The organism is Streptomyces sp. NBC_01235 (assembly GCF_035989285.1).
GTDB lineage: Bacteria > Actinomycetota > Actinomycetes > Streptomycetales > Streptomycetaceae > Streptomyces.
Genome location: NZ_CP108513.1, coordinates 4,828,580 through 4,848,469 on the forward strand (window position 1 = coordinate 4,828,580; position 19,890 = coordinate 4,848,469).

The 19,890-nt window shown below is 70.9% G+C and carries 9 protein-coding genes; 1 reads left to right on the forward strand and 8 read right to left on the reverse strand.

Features of this window, described 5'->3' with window-relative positions:
* Window positions 1–12 precede the first annotated feature (12 nt).
* Window positions 13–6,783: an SDR family NAD(P)-dependent oxidoreductase gene (locus OG289_RS21320; protein ID WP_327315621.1), complete on the reverse strand. Its 6,771-nt coding sequence runs from the start codon at window positions 6,781–6,783 to the stop codon at window positions 13–15.
* Window positions 6,784–6,831: 48 nt separating this feature from the next.
* Entirely contained in the window at window positions 6,832–8,574 is a 1,743-nt protein-coding gene (locus tag OG289_RS21325) for a fatty acyl-AMP ligase (protein WP_327315622.1), read from the reverse strand.
* Window positions 8,575–8,837: 263 nt separating this feature from the next.
* Between OG289_RS21325 and OG289_RS21330 the strand changes: the two genes are divergently transcribed.
* A complete protein-coding gene (locus OG289_RS21330; protein ID WP_327315623.1) occupies window positions 8,838–10,319 on the forward strand; it encodes an MFS transporter in 1,482 nt (493 codons plus the stop codon).
* Between the two features lie 43 nt (window positions 10,320–10,362).
* Here the strand turns inward: OG289_RS21330 and OG289_RS21335 are convergent, their stop codons facing one another.
* From OG289_RS21335 to OG289_RS21360, 6 genes are all read right to left on the reverse strand, one after another.
* Window positions 10,363–11,604, reverse strand: a complete 1,242-nt coding sequence (locus tag OG289_RS21335) for a glycosyltransferase (RefSeq protein WP_327315624.1) — start codon at window positions 11,602–11,604, stop codon at window positions 10,363–10,365.
* A 10-nt stretch (window positions 11,605–11,614) separates the two neighbouring features.
* Window positions 11,615–12,631 carry an alpha/beta hydrolase gene (locus OG289_RS21340; protein WP_327315625.1) on the reverse strand — a complete coding sequence of 339 codons (1,017 nt, stop codon included), beginning with the start codon at window positions 12,629–12,631 and terminating at the stop codon, window positions 11,615–11,617.
* 353 nt (window positions 12,632–12,984) lie between these two features.
* Entirely contained in the window at window positions 12,985–13,692 is a 708-nt protein-coding gene (locus tag OG289_RS21345) for a helix-turn-helix transcriptional regulator (protein ID WP_327315626.1), read from the reverse strand.
* Between the two features lie 240 nt (window positions 13,693–13,932).
* The gene (locus tag OG289_RS21350; RefSeq protein WP_327315627.1) at window positions 13,933–16,020 is read right to left on the reverse strand and encodes an outer membrane protein assembly factor BamB family protein; all 2,088 of its coding nucleotides are present in this window, start codon (window positions 16,018–16,020) and stop codon (window positions 13,933–13,935) included.
* Window positions 16,021–16,086: 66 nt separating this feature from the next.
* Window positions 16,087–17,880 carry an outer membrane protein assembly factor BamB family protein gene (locus OG289_RS21355; RefSeq protein ID WP_327315628.1) on the reverse strand — a complete coding sequence of 598 codons (1,794 nt, stop codon included), beginning with the start codon at window positions 17,878–17,880 and terminating at the stop codon, window positions 16,087–16,089.
* A 191-nt stretch (window positions 17,881–18,071) separates the two neighbouring features.
* Window positions 18,072–19,880: an ABC-F family ATP-binding cassette domain-containing protein gene (locus OG289_RS21360; RefSeq protein WP_327315629.1), complete on the reverse strand. Its 1,809-nt coding sequence runs from the start codon at window positions 19,878–19,880 to the stop codon at window positions 18,072–18,074.
* Window positions 19,881–19,890: the final 10 nt, after the last annotated feature.

Sequence of the window (19,890 nt, forward strand, 5' to 3'; positions counted from 1 at the left end):
CGGCCGGTGGGTCTATGAGGGAGCCGCGAGGGACTGCCTGAGGTGGCGCGCGATCGTGGCGACGCTCGGCGGGTCGATGAGGGAGAGGTGGTCGCCCTCGACCGGGACGACTTCGAGAGACGGGCACAGAGGCGCCCAGCCGAGGTCGGCTTCCTTCCTCAGGTAGCGCGGGTCGAGCGCCGTGGTGAGCGGTTGGGCCTGCTGGGCGCGGTAGAGGACCACGTGACCGTCGTAGGGGCGGGGCGTGTAGCGCTCGCCGACCCTGGCGTCGATGTACGAGGTTCGCTGGTGCTCCATGATGCCCGGGCTCATGTCGAGGCCCGCTTCGGCCACCAGGCGCATCACCACGTCGATCTGCTGGTCGTCGGGGGTGGCGGCGAGTTCGTCGTAGTCCAGGTCCAGGCGGTGTCCGTACGTTTTCTCGATGTATTCGGCGAACCGGCCGAAGCGTCGCAGCAGCAGGTCCCGTGAGTCGAGGTCCGGAAGGGCGGCGGGCAGGATGGTGTCGATGAGTCCGAGGAAGTCGACGGCTTCGCCGGCGTCCGTCAGCTGTTGTGCCGTCTCGTACGCCAGGCAGCCGCCGAAGGACCAGCCGAGGAGCCGGTAGGGGCCTCGCGGCTGGAGCTCCCTGATGAGGGTGAGGTAGTGCGCGGCCTTGTCCTCCATCGTGCCGACGCCGTCCAGCCGTTCCATGCCGTACACGGCCTGGTCAGGGGGAAGCAGTTGGGTGAGGGGCTGATAGACCGAGGTGGGCCCCCCGGCGGGGTGGAAGGTGAACAGCGGGAGCTCGAAGGCGCCCGGCAGGGGCGGGCGCAGGACGTTGACCGGTGACTCACCGGTCGGGTTGACCGTCGGCCGGATCAGTTCCGCGATGGCGGCGACGGTCCGTTGCCCGAGCACGGTCTCGGCGGTGAGGCTCGGGCGTGCGTCCCCCAGACGCCGGCGGATCACGTCGACGAGTGCTCCGGCCGCGCGCTCGTCCCCTCCTGCCGAGACGAAGTCGGCGCGGACGTCGGCGGGGCGCTCCCGCAGGACTTCCGCCCAGGCACCGGCCACCAGGCGCTCGGCGGCGTCACGGGGTTGGATCGTGCCCGGCAGCTCGGGCGGAGCGACGCTCGACGAGGCTGTGGCGTCCTGGGGCGCGTCCGGCGGCGCCGGTGAGGTCGCCCCGTCTTCCGCGTCGCGTTCCGGTCCGAGCCCCGGTCCGAGCCCCAGTCCGAGCCCTTCGAGGACGCTCTCACCGATCTCGCGCAGCGTCGCGCCGCGCAGCATGAGGTCCGAGGGAAGCTCGACGGCGAAGTCCTGCCGGGCGGCGTTTCGGATGCGCACGGCCATCAGCGAGTCCAGGCCCAGTTCGGTGAGCGGAACCGCTTCGTTCAGATCGGCCACGCCGAAGCCCATGATGGCCGCCGTCCGTTTGACCAGGCGCGCGTACACCAGGTCCGCCGCGGCCTCGCCGAGGGAGTCGATCCCGGCGGGGCCGGCCCAGTCCTCCATGGCGGTCGCGTCGGTGCGGAGGCTCTCGGCGAAGAAGGGAAGGGCGGACAGGCCCGGGAAGGCCTCCAGCAGGCGTTGGGCGTCGAGTGGGACCACGCCGGTGTGCGTGCGGTTGTGGACGATGAGCGTCTGCAGGGCGTCCAGTCCCTCGGGCACGGAGAGGTAGTCCAGAGCGAGGGCCCGGTGTGCGGGCGCACCACCGGTGTCGCTCCAGGGGCCCCAGGCGATCGAGACGGCGGGCCTGCCTTCCGCTCTGCGGTGCTGCGCGATCGCGTCCAGCCAGGCGTTGGCGGCCGCGTAGGCGGCTTGTCCGGGTGAGCCGAGCAGCGCGGCCGCGGAGCTGTACGACACCCACCAGTCGATGTCGTGAGAGGCGAGGGCTGCCTCGAGATGGAGGGCGCCGGTCACTTTGGGCCGCAGCACGGTGTCGATGTCGGCGGGCTCGAGGTCGGTGATCATGCGGTCGTGCAGGACGGCGGCGCAGTGGGCGACGCCGCGCAGCGTGTGTCCCTCATGGACGGCCGCTTGCACCAGGCGCGGCGCCACGTCCGGATCCGCGATGTCTCCCTGCACGACGGCGACGGACGTGCCGAGAGAGCGTAGTTCGGCGATGACCGCCTCGCTTTCGGGGGTGGCGGGCCGCCGTCCGTTGAGGACCAGGCGGCCGGCTCCCTGTTCGGCGAGGCGACGGGCCGTTTCCAGGCCGAGGCCGGTGAGGCCACCGGTGATGAGGTAGGCGCCGTCCCGGCGGGCGAAGGGCGCCTCGTACTGCTGCTCCGTCAGGTCCGCGCGGGCGAGGCGGGCGACCAGGCGGGTGCCGGCTCTCAGGACCACCTCGTCCTCGGGACTGTCGCCGAGCAGTTCCCGTGCGAGGTCGTCGACGCTCTGGGGCTGGGTGTCGATGTCCACCAGACAGGTCCGCAGGGCGGGTTCCTCGAGGGCCAGCACGCGAACAAGACCGCGCAGACAGGCTAGGTGCGGCTCACCGGCCTCGTCCGGTGTCACGGCTCGGGCCTGCACGGTGACCAGCCAGAGCCGGGGCGGTTGCGGTGCGCGAGAGCCGCGGGAGGCAAGGTGTCGTGCGGTCTGCGCGGCCGCGTGCAGGGCGTCCGCGGCGTCGGACCCGGTCCGTGCGGTCAGCAGCAGCACCACGGCGCCGGGATCGCCCTGCCCGGTGCTCTTCAGCCAGTCCTCGATCAGAGGCCCGTCGTCCACGGCCCGACCGACGTGGACGGTCGTCCGCACGTTCTCGGCTTCCAGTGCGGCGCTCAGCTCGGCGGCCAGGGTGCCTTCGCCGGTCGTGGAATCGCCGGCCAGCAGCAGGGCGCTGCCCAGTCGTCCCGGGAGCGGAACGGGGGACTTCCGCCACTGGATCTCGTGGACGAGCGCGTCGAGGTGCTGCGGCACCTCGTCGCGTCGGGTCGGACGCAGTTCCAGGTGTTGTGCCGTGATCCGGGTCTGTGATCCGGTCGCCACGACGTTCCAGTAGGGGCCGGGATCACCGCTGTCGGGGTCTGTACCGGCCGCCGGTCCGGTGGTCGTCCCGGGGTCCGGGAAGCACTGGACGTCGTAGGTCGGGCCATCCGGAGCGAGGCCCTGGACATGCAGGCACCGCAGAGCGGCCGGGACGATCTCGGCGGAAGCGGAGTCGTCGTGGGAGGTGTCGTGGGAGGTGTCGTGTCCGAAGCCGGCCGTGGCGGCTTCGACCGGCGCGTACAGCACCGCCGCGAGGAGCTCTTCGTGGGGGGAATGCCGGGCGGGTTCCTCCCCCGCGGTGAAGGTCGAGTGGCTGACGAGGGCCGAGGGCGCGGTGGAAGGGCCGGCCGGGGGTGGAACGCGGTCGGTGTGCAGCCGGGCCGACGCGTGGCAGTGCCATGCGCCGTCCGTGACACGGGAGTTGATCGTGACCCTCGCGTGGGGGCCGGCCGGCTCCCAGACGATGGTGGCCGGTGTGCTGCCGGACAGGGGCAGCCATCGGTGGATGGACAGTTCCTCGATGCGAAGGTCGTCGATGCCGTCACGACCGTGGATCTCCTGCGCTGCCGCGATCAGGAGTGCGGCGGCCGCGGCCAGGTCGAGTACGGGGCGGCCGTGGATGCGGCGACGGGAGGCGTGCGTGGTGTCCGTACCGACGTCGGCCTGCCACAGAACGGCCCCCGTGCGGGGGTCGTCGACGCGAAGCCCCAGCAAGGGGTGGCTCGCGGCGGATGACGTGGTGGCGGAGCCGCGGCGGCCGAACCAGTGGCGTTCGTGGCGCCAGGCGGGACTGGGGAGCGCCACCCGCGTGCCCTGGGGCCACACGACGTCCTCGTTCAACGGCACCCCTGCGAGGTGCAGTCGGGCCAGCGCCGTGCGCAGGTCGGTCGCCTCGTCGCGGTGCCTGTGCAGCGTGGGAACCACCACCGCCGGGGGGTCGTCCTGGTCTGCCTGCAACGTTTCACGCAGGGGGATGAGGGCGACGGCGTGCGGTGAGACCTCCAGGAACAGGTCGTGTCCGTCCGCGGCGGCGGCGAGCACCGCCTGTTGCAGGCGTACCGGACGGCGGACATTGGCACACCAGTAGGCGGCGTCCGCCTGCACCTCGGCGCGGGGGTCGTCGAGCACGGTGCTGTACCAGGGGACGTCCGGCGTGCGGGGGCGCAGCCCGCTCAGGGCTTCCCGTAGCGTCGCCACGACGGGGTCCACCGCGGGCGAATGCCCCGCTGCTCCGACCTCCAGAAGCCGGGCGAATCCGCCTTCGGCGGTCACTGCGTCGACCATGCGCCGCACGGTGTCGGCCGGCCCGGTGACCGTGCATCTGCGGGGTGACGCGTGCACGGCGATCTCGGTCCCCGGAAATCGCGACAGGACCTGCTCGCGGTCCTGGTCGGGCAGTTCCACGGCGGCCATGGCGCCGGCCCGCTCGGTGTCGATGGTGGCGAGCTGCGCCGACCGGCGGAGGATGACACGCAGGCCGTCGGCCGGGGCCAGGGCTCCGGCGGTGACGGCGGCGCCCACTTCTCCCATCGAGTGACCGATGACGGCGGCGGGGAGCACACCGTAGGACCGCAGGGTTCGGGACAGGGCGATCTGCATACCGAACAGCAGGGGCTGGACGTGGTCGACGCCGGTGCCGGATTCGGGCAGGGAGAGCAGGTCCGTCAGGGAGGCGCCCGTCTCGGCTTCGTAGAGGGGATCCAGTTCGCGGACCGCCTCGGCGAACAGCGGGTCGTCCCGCATGAGGTGCAGTCCCATCCCCTGCCACTGGGAGCCGTGCCCGGAGAAGACGAAGACCGGGCGGCGGGTGCCGGACGAGCGTCGGTCGGCGTTGTCGGTGCGGGGCGCCACGAGGCCGGTGACTTCTTCCCCGCGGGCCAGAGCCGCGAGCCGGCCGGTCGCCTCTTGTCGGGTGCGGGCGACGACGGCGGCGCACGCGGGCCCCCTGCGAAAGCGGGCGAGGGTGTGCGAGAGGTCCCTGAGCGTGGGCGCGCCGTCGGCCGCCGTCCTTCGGGCGAGGCTCTCTGCCGCGTCGCCGATCCGGTCCGCGGACCGGGCCGAGACGATGAGGACATGCGGAATCCCCGGGTGATCGTCGTCGTCTTCGGCGTGCGGTGGGTGGATCTCGCCGCTCGGAGAGTGTGCGGGCGCCCGTTCGAGGATGACGTGCGCGTTGGTGCCCCCGAAGCCGAAGGCGGACACGCCGGCCCGAGCCGGGCGGGGACTTCCTTCCGGCCAGGCGGTGGGCTCCGTCACGACGCGCAGCCGCAGCCCGGTGAAGTCGATGTGCGGGTTGGGCGTGCGGAAGTGCAGGGTGTGCGGGATGCGGTCGTGATGGAGGGCCAGTACCGTCTTGATGAATCCGACGATGCCGGCGGCGCCTTCCAGATGGCCCAGGTTGCTCTTCACGGAGCCGATGAGCAGCGGTCGGTCGGCCGTCCTGGCCCCGCCGAGGACGGCACCCAGCGAGCCGGCCTCCATGGGGTCTCCCAGCAGGGTGCCGGTGCCGTGTGTCTCGACGTAGTCGATGCTGTCGGCTTCGGCCTGCGCGTCGCTGAGTGCGCCGCGCAGAAGGCTCTTCTGAGCCGCGGGGTTGGGTGCCATCAGCCCGGCCGAGCGGCCGTCGGAGTTGACCGCCGAGCCTTTGACGACGGCGAGGATCCGGTCGCCGTCGCGCTGGGCGTCGGCCAGCCGCTTCAGGACGACGACCCCGCAGCCCTCGCCCCGGGTGATGCCGTCCGCCGCGGCGTCGAACGGTTTGCAGCGTCCGTCCGCCGCCAGCGCGCCGGCCTGTGCGAAGGAAGCGGTGACGGTGGGGGTCAGGAGCACGTTGACGCCTGCTGCCAGTGCCGTGTCGCACTCGCCGTCGCGCAGACTCCGGCATGCCTGGTGCACCGCCACCAGCGACGACGAGCAGGCCGTGTCGACGGTCAGGCTCGGACCGTGCAGGTCGAACAGGTACGACAGCCGGTTGGCGGCGATGCTTCCCGCGGCTCCGGTGCTGGTCCAGGGGGTGAGCCGGGTGGGGTCCGCCGTGGTCAGATGCCCGTACTCGAGGGCGCTGAGGCCGACGAACACCCCGGTGTCGGTGCCCTCGAGGGTGTGGGCCGGCCGTCCTGCGTGGTCGAGGGCTTCGCACGCGACTTCCAGCAGGAGGCGCTGTTGGGGGTCCATGACTTCGGCTTCGCGCGGGGTGATGCCGAAGTGGTCCGCGTCGAAGGTCTCGATGCCGTCGAGGAAGGCGCCTTGCCGGGGGGTGCGTTCCATCAGGGCGGCGGCGCCGGGGCCGGTTGCGAAGTCCCGCCAGCGTTCGGCCGGGACGTGACCGACGAGATCGCTTCCCGCCAGCAGGTGCCGCCACAGCGCGTCCGGTCCTTCGACGCCGCCGGGAAGGCGGCAGCCGATGCCGATGACAGCGATGGGGCAGGTCTGCGGGGGTGTCCCGGCCGCGTTGCGGGCCGGGCGGGCGTCGGCCGCGGCCGGGCGGGTCTCGTGGGACTCGGCGGGGTCTCCCGTGGCCGGCTCGGGCCGCTGAACGGTGGTCAGATGCCGTACCAGCCGCTCCACGGTCGGGTTCTCCCACAGCAGCGTGGCCGGCAGCGGTCTGTCCAGTGCTCGTTCCAGGTATCCGGTGAGCGCGACGGCGACGCGGGACGTCAGACCGTATTCGGTCAAAGGCCGGGTGTCGTCGAGTTCAGCCGGTGGGATGCCGCAGGTCTCGGTGATGAGCCGGCGCAGGGTGGCCCGTAGCCCGGCCTCGGTCACCGGCTTCTGCCCGGACGCTGCGGCCGGTTCCCTGTCTGGTTCCATCGCTCTCTCCCTGCGTGCACTCTCATGTGGTACGGGTCGATGCCGCGCTCAGGCGCCCGGGCCCGCCGGCCAGTCCCCTGCGAGATACCGTTCGCGGCATGTGCTGCGGGCGACTTTTCCGCTGGTGGTGTGCGGGACCGCGCCGGGCGGCACCAGGACGAAATCGTGGATGGCCACACCGTGCCGGGTGGCGACCGCCGCCCGTACGGCACGCGTCGCCTCCTGCGCGATGCTCTGCGGATCGCTGACGTCCCGGCCGTGTTCGGCCACGACGACCAGGCTCTCCCCGTCGCCGCCGGCCACGGCGAACGCGGCGATGTGGTGGGGGCGAACGGCCGGATGCGCGTCCTGAACCGTTTCTTCGATGTCGTGCGGATAGTGGTTGGTGCCGTCGATGATCACCAGGTCCTTCAGGCGCCCGGTGACGTAGAGCTGCTTGTCGTGCCACACCCCCAGATCCCCCGTGCGCAGCCAGTACGTGCGCGAGTCGTCGCCGTGCGGCGTCGCGCGGAAGGCCGCCTCGCTCTGATCGGGACGGCCCCAGTAGCCGCGCCCGATGTTGGGGCCGCGCAGCCAGATCTCACCGATGTGGCCGTCTTCCAGGGGCCGGCAGGTCGCGGGATCGACGATGGCGATCTCCTGGCCGGTCGGCCGGCCGCACGCCACGAGTTCGGCCACGGCCTGGCCGTCGGTGGTGATGACGGTGCGGGCGATTCCCTGCCCGATGGCCTCTCGGTCGAAGGGGGTGACGGTCGGCTCCTCCCCCGTCGGTGAAGCGCAGACGAACACGGTCGCCTCGGCCAGCCCGTAGGAGGGGCGCATGGTGGTCCGCATCATGCCGGCGGAGGAGAAGGCCGCCTGGAAGCGCTCGAGGGTGCGCGGCCCGATGGGCTCGCTCCCATTGACCATCGCGGCGACGTGCCCCAGGGACAGTCCGGCCCGTTCTTCTGCCGTCACCCGCTGAACGCAGTAGTCGTAGGCGAAGTTGGGGGCGGCGGTGATGGCTCCGGGGTGCCGGCTCAGCAGCCGCAGCCAGCGCACCGGCTGCTGGACGAACGCCAGTGAGTCCATGAGGACGGAGGCCATGTGGCCGACGATCGGGAGGGCGACCGCCAGCACGAGTCCCATGTCGTGGTAGAGCGGCAGCCATCCCACGGCGCAGTTGCGGCCTCGTCGGAGGTCGTACGCCTCGAGCGCCTGACGGGCGTTCACGCAGACGTTCGCGTGTGTGATCTCCACACCTGTCGGGATGCGGGTGGAGCCCGAGGTGTACTGCAGGTAGGCCACATCGTCGGGTTGGGGGTGGCGCGGCTCGGGGGAGGGCGGTGCGGCAGCCTCCCGCAGTTCCCGCTCCGTGATGACGCGGCAGCCGGAGGGAACGCCGTGCCTCGCGCAGAAGTCCGTCAGGCGAGTGCGCTGGCCCTCGACCGTCAGCGCGAATTTGGGGGCGGCGTCCTGGAGAACCGCTGCGAGCTTGTCCTCATGCCCCGGCAGGGTCGGGGGGAAAAGGGGAACGGCAACGGCTCCGGCGCAGGAAGCCGCGAGGAACCCGACGATGTATTCAAGGCTTTGCGGCGCGACGATTGCCACCCTTTCGCCCGCTGCGCCTGCGTGGCGCAGGCCGGTGGCGAGGCGGCGTACCCGCTCCTCGACCTGCCCCCAGGTCAGCGAGGTGGGGATGCCCGCGGTGTCGGTGCTGTGGTCGACGAACGTGAAGGCTGTTTCGTCGGGCGTGAGTGCGGCGACGTGGGCGAGATAGTGGCTGAGTGTGTCTCTGACCGAAGATGGCACTGTCTCACCGAACCTTCAGGTAATTGGACGAAAGCGGCCCCGTCGACCATGACGGCTTGGCGGAGCCTTTGCGACGGCCGTAACGGGCTGCGGGCGGGCGTCGCTGCTTGTCAGGTCCCGGATGCAGGCAGCGGACAAACAGCGAAACATAGGACTTGTCAGCCTCTACCAGTGACACGCCGACAGAGAACGGGACAGTGCGGACTCCGCATGACGCGACAGGGGTTAGAGTTCCCACCCGTGTATCCCGAGTGGCAGGAAAAATGAGCCGACTGCGCATCCTGAGCGTTGTCGCAACCGTCATTCTCTCCACATTTCTGACGGCTCTCGACAACACCGTGGTGAATGTCGCCCTGCCTCAGATGCGCACCGAACTCGCCCTGTCCGAAGCGAATTTGAAGTGGGTGGCGACGGGATATCCCCTGGCATTGGCCAGCTTTCTGCTTCTGGGTGGGCAGTTGACCGACGCCCGGGGCCGGCGCTGGACCCTGCTGACGGGGCTGACGGTGTTCACCGCCTCCTCCGCGTGCTGTGCGCTGTCGACCACAGGGGCGATGCTGGTCTGCTTCCGCTGCCTGCAGGGCGCCGCCGCCGCCCTGATCCTGCCCGCCTGCCTGGCCCTGATGACGCACGACCTGCCGCCCCGCGTGCGTACCGCCGGCTTCGGTGCGACAACGGCCACGTTGGCCTCCGCGCTGGCTCTCGGGCCGGTGATCTCCGGTGTCGTGACACAGCACCTGGGGTGGGAATGGCTCTTCCTCATGAATGTTCCCCTGGGGCTCGCCAGTCTCCTTGTCGGCGCCCTGGCCGTACCCGTCTCGTCCCTGCACGAGACGGGTACGGGTGCGGGTACGGATGCGGGTACGCGGAGCCTCGCCGGCGTATCGCCCCGGGTGATCGCATTGGCGTGCGGTTCCCTGGCAGCGATCGCCTATTGCCTGATCCAAGGGCCGAGCTACGGGTTCACCGACCCGCCCGTGGTCATGTCGGGCATCGCTGCCGTGACGGGTGTGCTCGTACTCTGCTACGGGAAGGAATTCAGCCGCAGTCCGGACTTGGCAGAACTGTTTCGGCAGCGTCCTTTCACGGGCGGACTCATCTCCCAACTCCTGTGGGGCCTGGGGGTGAGCGGCGTTTACTTCTACACTTCTCAGTTCCTGCAGAGCGGTTTGCGGCTCAGTCCGACGGAGGCAGGACTGACGTTCACTCCGGTGGCCTCGGCGCTTTTCCTCACGGCTCCGTTCGTCACCGCCCTGGCCAGACGGTGGGGGGACGGGCGGGTCTCCGCCGCCGGTCTGCTCCTGGTCGCCCTGGGCCTGCTGCTGGTGGCGCTGGGCAGTCTGCGGGGTGCTCTCGCCCACCTGCTGCCCGGGTTGACCTCGGTGGGTGTGGGCTCCGCGCTGGCCATCCCCCTGACGACTCGGGCACTGGAGTCGTCGCCTCGTCACCTGTCCGGGTTCGCAGCCGGCTTGTTCAGCGCCACGCGGGAGCTGTCCGGTGTGTTCGGTGTCGCGTTCGTGGGCGCCGTGGTGACCTTCGTGCAGCACTGGTCCCTTTCCGGGGGGACCTCGCACAGCGCGGCTTTCCTGGTGGCGTATCAGGCCGGGCTGTGCATCGCCGCGGCATTGGTGGGAGCGGCGGCTCCGGTCGCACTGTGGTCTCTGCGCCCCGCGAACCCGCACGAGAAGGCTGTGGCCTCGCGAAGTCGTCGGCGGACGGAGAGGCGTGGGCGCGCGCAGCCGTGACATGAGAGGTGAGCCGTGGCGGAGACGGGGCGTCCATTGAGGGTTACCCGACGAGCCGGTTCAGGACGTGGCAGGCCTGCGCGACACCGTCCTCCGCCGCCAGGGCACGGCCCAGCCGACGGGCCGTCTCGGTATGGCCACCGTCCCCGGTGACGGCTCGCAGGCGGTCGGCGAGAGCGGAGACGGTGAGCTGCCGGGACGGCAAGGGCTTGGGACCCGCTCCGAGGCTGTGTACCCGCTCGGCCCAGAAGGGCTGGTCGCCGAAGAACGGACAGACCAGGGACGGCACTCCGGAACGCAGTGCCGAGGCGGTGGTGCCCGCACCACCGTGATGGATCACCGCGGCCATGCGGGGGAACAGCCAGCTGTGAGGGGTGTCCCCGACCACGAGCACGTCGTCTTCACTCGTGGTGGGGTCCCCGGCCAGCACCCCGCGCAGTCCCGCGCGCCGCAGTGCGGCTCGTACGACGCGGTCGGTGGCCTCGGGGTCCCTTGATCTCATGCTGCCGAAGCCCACGTACACGGGCGGGGGCCCGTCGTCCAGGAAGTCGAGCAGGCGATGTGGCGGTTTCCACAGTGGCTGTTCGTGGTGCCAGAAGCCGGTCATGTGGACGTTGGGCCCCCAGTCGGCCGGCCGGGGTACGACGACAGGGCTGAACGCACACAGCACGGGGGCCCGGCGCGCGTGGCGGAGAGGGCCGAGCGGGGAGAGGGCGGGAAGACCGAGACCCTCCCTGCGCCACGCGTTGACGAACCGACGGCACACCAGCCACGATCCCAGGTTGACCGCCTCGAAGCTGAGGCGGTTTCCGGGAGATCCGAGGAACCTCGCGGCCGGCGCGAACGGGTGAGGAAACTCGCCCGTGGGCTGGCTCGGCTGGTAATGGATGATCGCGTGCGGGACGTCGAGGTACTGACTCAGGTGGACGCCGAGGAAGCTGAAGGTGGGGGCCAGGACGAGGTCGGCTCCCTCGGCGCCGGCCCGGGTCTGTGCGAGCAGCCGGGAGAACAGCGGCCTCAGGATCCGGTCGAGGCCGCGGATGAAGGTGACCGGGTTGCGCCGGCCGGCCAGCAGTTCCTGTCCTTCCGGCGAGTCGATGATCTCGGTGGGGTCCGCCGGGAGCGGGTGGAACCCCAGGCCCGCCGCGGTGATCAGTTGCTCGTAGCGGGGGCTGGCGAGCAGCCGGACGGTATCGCCCTGACTGCTCAGTGCCCTGCCCAGTGCCAGGCACGGCTGGACGTCCCCCCGCGACCCGGCCGCGAACATCACCACTGTTCGGCCCATTCGTCGCTCGCTAGTCGAGTTCGTTCATCATCGTCGGCCAGATGCTGTGCAGTTCACGCTGCCAGTAGCGCCAGGAATGGGTCCCCGGGTTGTAGAAGTGCGTCGTGACGTCGACGCCCGCGGAGCTGAGCGAGCCGGCGAACTTCTTCACCGACGCCGGGAGTACCGATTCGCCCGCCGCGCCGACGAGGATCACATCGAGCCCATGGCCCGCGTCCAGTGGGCCGGGGGTCCCGCTTCCCGCGGACAGGTGGACCTTCGTGCCGCGGAAGGCGCGTGGCATGGCGGACGGGTTGTGGGCCTGCCAGATGTCGTTGTGTGTGATCGGGTTGCCCCAGACGTCGTTGAGGTCGGTGCCGTCCCTGTCGGCGCCGAGGGCGAGGAGGAGCCGCACCGCGGGGTCGTTGAGGTCGACGTATGAGCTCATGGCGGCCGCGTACCGGAACATTCCCCGGTGACGCGCCGCGTAGTTGAGCGCGCCGAAGCCCCCCATCGACAGGCCCATGACGGCCCGCGAGGAGTTGGCGCGGAAGCTCTCCTCCATGAGCCGGACCAGTTCGGTGGTGTGGAACGTCTCCCAGCGGGGCGTGCCGACGTACCAGTCGGAGTAGTAACCGTTCTTCCCGCCGTCGGGCATCACGACAAGGACGTCGGAGTTCCCCGCCAGCGCCTCGACGTCCGTCTCGCGCGTCCAGGAGGTGTAGTCGTCGTCCCCGCCGTGCAGCATGTAGAGCACGGGGAACCTGCGTGCTGGGTCGCTGTACCAACTCTTGGGAAGGATGACGCGGACCGGCACGGAGCGGCCCACGGCCGGTGACTGGACGGTCAGGTCCAGTGTCCGGGCGTCGAGTTTCCTGACGGCTGTGATCCGGGCGCCGGTGGCGGCCGACCGGGAGGCGTGGTCCGCGCCGTGTGCGGCCGCGGCTGTCCCGGCGCCGTACAGCGGTGTGAGCAGCAGGAGGCAGGCCAAGAGTGAGCAGCCGGCGAGTCGTGCCCGGCCGGCGGGCATCGTGCGGGCGGATGGCATGGGCTGTGGGACTCCTTGCGGTGGGTAAAACCCGGACAGGGACGCGACGTCGACCTCGGTGCTCGACGATGCTGCGGCCACGGGGACTCGGCCCGATTCCACGCACTTTCGGCCCGGACGTGCCGTCAAGCGGGCAGCCCGCCAGGACAGGTGTTTCGTCCGGCCGCGTGAGGGGGCGGCGACGGGGCTCCGCACCCAGGCGGACATTTAGCCACAAGACGGACACGCATGTGCCAGACCATGCCGAAATGGGCCTGCCGAGCACCAGCCGACACACCGGTTTCCGGGGGGAAATGATCAGCTCGGTGAAGTCCTGCCGGGTGCCGTCGAGGGCGCCGGGCCATGTCGGGGGATCAGGATTCCGACCCCGCGTCCATGTGCCGAGGGCGGTGCGCAAGGGGCCCCGCACGGTCCAGCAGACCCGTCCGGGCCGCCAGTGCCGCCGCTTCCAGGCGGGAGCCCACGCCCAGTTTCATCAGGACCCGCTGGACGTGCGTGCGGGCCGTGGAGGGGGCGATGCCCATGCCGGCGGCGATCATGCGGGTGTCCTCGCCGTCGGCCACCCGGACCAGGACCTCCACCTCCCTCGGGGTGAGCATCAGCAGCAGGCGCTGGCCCTCGTCGTCCGGCTGGGCCGCCGGGTTGAGGAGTTCGCTGAACGCGCCCTGGAGCAGCTGCGGGGCCACCGCCGCCTCGCCCGACCTCGCCTTCATGATGGCGCGTTCCACGCCCTCTATGCGTTCGTCATGGCGTACGTAGCCGGAGGCGCCCGCCGCGAAGGCCGCCGCGATGCCGCGCGGGCTCGGTACCGGGCCGAGGACCAGGACCGCCACCTGCGGGCGCTCCCGCTTGATGCGGACCACCGGGTCGAAGATGCCCGGCTCGGCCGGGGTCGCGGTGCCCAGCAGGCACACCTCCGGGGCGCGGGTGATCACCAGCTCGGCCGCGCCCGCGGCCGGCGCCGCAGCGGCGAGCACCCGGTGCCCCCGCAGTTTGAGTGCCGAGGCCAGCGCCTCGGCGAGCAGTCGGTGGTCGTCGACCACCATCAGCCGCACTCCCATCGAGCAACCCCCCAGTCCCCCCATGGGTGCCCACGAGGCCCCACACGGACCGACAAAGGGTGCCCCCCGGCACCCCGTCCTTCATGCCCCCGGAAGCTACACGCTTGTTCGACGTTGCGCTCCCCCTACTGGCGAGAAGTGCCCCGGATCGCCGAAATTCCTCGCATTCGAGGTTCATGGGCGGTAAGTGAACGGCCCCGCCCCTGAACAGGGGCGGGGCCGTCACGGCGATTAATACGATCAGCTGCCCGCGCCGCCGAACGCGACCGCCAGGTACTGCGGGTCGCCGCCCGAGGTCGCGCCGTCGTCGGCGTACACCTCCGACATGTACAGGCGTCCCTGGGAGAAGAGGACCTCGGCGTACTCCGGGGACAGGCTGGTCTCCAGGTCGTGCACCGAATCCGTGGCGGGGTTCTCCAGCAGCTTGGTCTCCTTGAAGGAGCCGCCGTCGATGCTGACGACCTGCCCGCCCTTGTCGTACGGCGGCCGCTTGTACGCGATCAGGTTGGTGCCGTCCATGCGCAGCGGGTAGATCGTGTAGCCGTCGCCGGCGTCGGCGCGCTGACCGGTCTGCTTGCCGGTGGCCAGGCTGAAGGCGATGACCTCATTGGTGCGGCTGTAGTCGCCGCTGCCGTCGTGCTCCTCGGTCGGGACGTAGATCTTGTCGTTGCCGACGGCCAGTCCGATGCAGGCCTCGACCTTGGTGATGCCTTCGCAGTCGGCCGCGTAGTCGTCGCCCGGCACCGAGATGCGGGTGCGCAGCTTGCCGGTCTTGTTGTCGATGGAGAAGAAGTCCGAGATGCCACTGCCGTCACCGGCGCTGTCGCCGACGTCGGCGGCCACGACCAGGGGGTCGCTCGACACGACGGACGCGTACTCGATGCCCGTGGCCAGCTTGTACTCGGAGAGCACCTTCCCGGAGACCGGGTCGATGGTCTGGATGTGCAGCTCGGGATTGTCGTAGTCGCCGCACTTGCGCACCGCCACCAGCTTCGGGCCGCCGCCGTAGCCGGCGTCGTAGCAGGTGTCGGCCGGCTTCGGCGACCACAGCACCTTGCCGGAGTCGATGTCGAAGGCGGCGCCGCCGTCGGTGCTGCCCAGGGCGACCGTGTTCGCGCTGACCGTGACGTTGTCGAAGTCGATCGCGTAGTCGCCGGAGGTGACGGTCTTCTTCCACAGCTGCTTGCCCGCGGCGAGGTCGATCGCCGCGATCTGGTCGCAGCGGGACGTCTCGGCCGTGCTCGCCTGGAAGAGGATCGCCGTGCGGTAGTCGTCGGTGGCGAACTTGCTGGCCTCGCACACCGGGCCGGGCAGCTTGACCGACCACAGCTTCGTGCCCTTGTCGGGGTCGTAGCCGCTGATCTCGTTGACGCCGGTCTTCACATACGCCTTGTCGGTCACCCAGGAGCCCCGGACGCCGACGCTGTCGTCCTTCTTGATCGTGGGCATCGGGACCTTGAAGAGGACCTTGGAGGCGGGGTTGGCCGGCACCTTCTCGCTGCCGCCGGAGGAGGTGCCACCGGTGCCTCCCGTACCGCCTGTGTCTCCCCCGCCGCCGGTCGGGCCGGCGGTGCTCTTCTCTTCCTTCTTGCCGCTGTCACCGGACTGCGAGTACCAGACACCGCCGCCGATGATCAGCGCGACCGCGACGACGGCGGAGACGATGATCGCCATCTGCGCGTTGAACTTCTTGCCGGGCGTGGCCCCCACGGCGGGCTGGGGGTGCATGGGCATCGTGGGCTGCCCCGGGTAGGCGTAGCCGGGCTGGCCCGGGTATCCGGGCTGACCGGGCTGCCCCGGCTGACCGGGGTAGCCGTACCCGGGCTGCTGACCGTAGGGCGCGCTCGGCTGACCGTAGGGGCCCGGCTGCTGGGACGGCTGGCCGTACGCGGGGGTGCCCGGCTGGGCCGGGTAGCCGTAGCCGGGGGCGGCGGCCGGGGGCTGCGGGGGCGCGGCCGGCTGCCCCGGGGCCTGCGGGTAGCCGTACCCCGGCTGCGGCTGCGCGGGACCGGACGGGGCCGACGGCGGAGGCGTCTGCGGAGGCTGAGGCTGCTGAGCCGCCTGGGCCGGAGGCGCCTGGGCCGGTACCTGAGGTGCCTGAGGTGCCTGGCCCGCCTGTGGGTAGCCGTAGCCCGGCGCCGGGGCCTTCGCCAGGTTCGGGGCGGGGGGCTGCGGCGGGGCGTCCTGGGGTGCCGCGTCCTGCGGAACGGCGTCCTGGGGCACCGCGTCCTGCGGCGGCGGGGGCGGGCCGAAACCGCCCTGCTGCGGCTGCTGCGGGGGCTGGTTCGGGGGCTGGTTCGGGGGCGGGGGCGGGGGCGGCTGGGTCATGGTGTGGGTACCTCGGAAGGACGACGGACGACGGACGACAGGGTGTCGAGAAGGTGGCAGGCCGCCTCACTTGCCGTAGGCGAGCATCAGCTTCTCCTTGTCGTCGTCGTTGCCCGTCAGCCGGGTCGAGGAGAGGTAGAAGCGTCCGTCGACCCAGTCGAGGTCGCGCGAGTAGAAGCCGTCCTCGATGTCGACCGTGCTCTCGGGCAGCTGCATCAGCGTCTTCGGCGTGTGGGCGGAGCCGGCCGTCGGGATGCCCACCACCCGGCCGGCCGCGTCGTACGACGGCTCGACGTACGTGACGAGGTTGCCGCCCTCGACCTTCACCGGGACCATCGCCTCGTCGGTCGGCGACTTCACACGCCACTTCTCCTTGCCGGTGGAGAGGTCGATCGCCACGATCTCGTTGGGACCGCTCTTCGCCTCGGTCGGCAGGTAGAGGGTGTTGGCATCGGAGGCCGTGCCCACGCAGCCCGTCAGGTTGCGCTGGAGGAAGCCGAAGCCGCACTCGGGGGCGAAGTCCTCGTCGAAGCCGACCTGCGAGCGGTACGTGCCGTCCGGCTTGAACGTCGAGATGTTCCAGCTGTTCTTGTCCTCGTTGGTGCTGTAGACGACCAACGGGTCGACGGAGTACGTCTTCGAGACCGACCAGCCCTTGTCGAACTTCTGGGTCCACTTGACCTTGCCGGTCGCCGGGTCCAGTTCCTGGATCTCGTCGTGCTCGTTGGCCCCGGTCGCGTCGCAGGACGCCACCGCGAACAGCTTGGTCCCGCCCGCGAACGCCGTCGGGAAGCACGCGTCGCCGTACTTCTGCTTTTCGTACAGCTTCTTGCCGGTACGCACGTCGTACGCCGTCCCGGACTGCGAGCGGCCCACCATCAGCGTGTTGCCCGCGAGCGACAGCTCGATGGTGGTCGCGCTGTCGAACAGTGCGCCGTCCGCGACCACCCCGGTCCAGCCCTTGGCACCGGTGTCGAGGTCGATCTGCTGGAGCTGGTTGCACTTGGCACGGTCACTGGTGCCGCTCATGTAGGCCACGACGACCTTGTCGTCCGCCGTCTTCTGCTGGGTGACCGCGCAGATCTTCTGCGGGAGGCCGATGGTGGCCCAGGTCGGCCTGCCGTCGCCGACGTTGTACGCGACGACCTCCTTGTACGCCGCCTTCACGGCCGCCTTGGAGGTGATCCACATGCCGGGGGCGTCGGCGCCGGAGGCGGGGGCGTCGGGCGCCTCCTTGTACCAGAGCACCTTCGCCTCGCCGGCCTTGCGGTCCGCGTTGAAGTCCTCGGTGTCCTCGCCGCCGTCGCCGCTGCCGTCACCGGGGTTGACCGGGCTGCCGCTCGCCGTCGACGTGGCCTTGCCGTCGTCGCTCGGTCCGGCGACCGGCTTCTTGCCACCCTTGTCGTCGCCGCTCGTGACCGCGAACACCGTCCCGCCGATCACCAGCAGCGCCGCCACCGCGGCCCCGACGACCAGCGCGGGCCGCCCCTTGAAGGGGTTGCGCCCGCCCGGCGGGGTGCCGGGCGCGCCGGGGAACTGGGGCGGCTGGGCCGGGTAGCCGTAGCCGGGCTGCTGACCGTAGGGCGCGCTCGGCGGGCCGTACGGACCCTGCTGGGCGTAGGGGCCGGACTGGCCGTAGGGCCCCGGCTGCTGCGGCTGACCGTACGGTCCGGGCTGCTGCGGGTATCCGTAGCCGGGCTGCGGCGGCTGCTGGGCGGGCGGGCCCTGGGGCTGCTGCGGCGGCTGGGGCGCGCCGAAGCCGCCCTGTGGTGCCTGCTGTTGCGGCTGCTGCTGCGGCGGCTGGTCCTGCGGTGCTCCGAAACCACCCTGCTGCGGCGGCTGATTGGGCGGCTGAGCCATCAGCGTGTTCCCCCTATGTCACTGATTTTTAGCCACGCCCCCTGGTCAGTGACCCACCCGGAGCCGTCTTCAGAAAGTTCTCAGACGGCTCTTTCTATCACCCGTGACTGACAGCTCCCGGGGCCGATCCACCCCTGTTCCCAAGGGAGGACCGGCCTGTGATGCCGTCGTTATGCGCCTTCACGCGCCCTTCACGCGTCCTCGGCGAGTTCCAGCCACCTCAGCTCCAGTTCCTCGCGCTCGCCGGCCAACTCACGCAGCTCGGCGTCGAGTTTCGCGACCTTCTCGAAGTCGGTGGCGTTGTCGGCGATCTGGGCGTGCAGCCTGGCCTCCTTCTCGGAGACCTTGTCCAGCTGCCGCTCGACCTTCTGCAGTTCCTTCTTGGCGGCGCGCTGGTCGGCGGCGCTCTTCTCCGAGGTGGGCTTCTGCGCGACCGCCGGGGCGGAGGTCGCGGCCGCGGCCTCCTCCATGCGCTGCCGGCGTTCGATGTACTCGTCGATGCCGCGCGGGAGCATCCGCAGGGCGGCGTCGCCGAGGAGGGCGAAGACGCGGTCCGTCGTGCGCTCGACGAAGAAGCGGTCGTGGGAGATGACGATCATCGAGCCGGGCCAGCCGTCGAGGAGGTCCTCCAACTGGGTGAGGGTCTCGATGTCGAGGTCGTTGGTGGGCTCGTCGAGGAAGAGGACGTTGGGCTCGTCCATGAGGAGGCGCAGGATCTGCAGGCGGCGGCGCTCACCGCCCGACAGGTCCCCGACCGGCGTCCACTGCTTGTCCTTGTTGAAGCCGAACGTCTCGCACAGCTGCCCGGCGGTCATCTCGCGCCCCTTGCCGAGGTCGACGCGCTCCCGCACCTGCTGCACGGCCTCCAGGACCCGCAGGTTCGGGTCGAGTTCGCCGACCTCCTGGGAGAGGTAGGCGAGCTTGACGGTCCTGCCGACGGCGACCTTGCCGGCCGCGGGCTGCGTCTCGCCCTCGCTGCGCGCTGCGTCGGCCAGGGCGCGCAGCAGGGACGTCTTGCCGGCTCCGTTGACGCCGACGAGGCCGATGCGGTCACCGGGGCCGAGGTGCCAGGTGATGTGCTTGAGCAGCACCTTGGGGCCGGCCTGGACGGTGACGTCCTCGAGGTCGAAGACCGTCCTGCCGAGCCGGGACGAGGCGAACTTCATCAGCTCGCTGCTGTCGCGGGGCGGCGGCACGTCCTTGATCAGTTCGTTGGCGGCCTCGACGCGGAAGCGCGGCTTGGACGTCCGCGCGGGGGCGCCGCGTCGCAGCCAGGCCAGCTCCTTGCGGACCAGGTTCTGCCGCTTGGTCTCCTCCGTCGCGGCGATGCGCTCACGCTCCGCGCGGGCGAAGACGTAGTCGGAGTAGCCGCCCTCGTACTCGTGGACGGCACCGCGCTGCACGTCCCACATGCGCGTGCAGACCTGGTCGAGGAACCAGCGGTCGTGGGTGACGCAGACGAGCGCGGAGCGGCGCTCGCGCAGGTGCCGGGCGAGCCAGGAGATGCCCTCGACGTCGAGGTGGTTCGTGGGCTCGTCCAGGACGATCAGGTCCTGTTCGTCGATCAGCAGCTTCGCCAGCGCGATCCGGCGGCGCTCGCCACCGGAGAGCGGGCCGATGACGGTGTCCAGGCCCTGCGGGAAGCCGGGCAGGTCGAGCCCGCCGAAGAGCCCGGTCAGCACGTCCCGGATCTTGGCGTTGCCCGCCCACTCGTGGTCCGCCAGATCCCGGATGACCTCGTGCCGGACGGTCGCGGCGGGGTCGAGGGAGTCGTGCTGCGTGAGCACGCCCATGCGCAGCCCGCCGGAGTGCGTGACCCGACCGGAGTCGGCGTCCTCCAGCTTGGCGAGCATCCGGATCAGCGTGGTCTTCCCGTCGCCGTTGCGGCCGACGACGCCGATCCGGTCCCCTTCGGACACGCCGAGCGAGATGCCGTCGAGGAGCGCACGGGTCCCGTACACCTTGCTGACGTTCTCGACATTGACCAGATTGACGGCCATTACTCTCCTG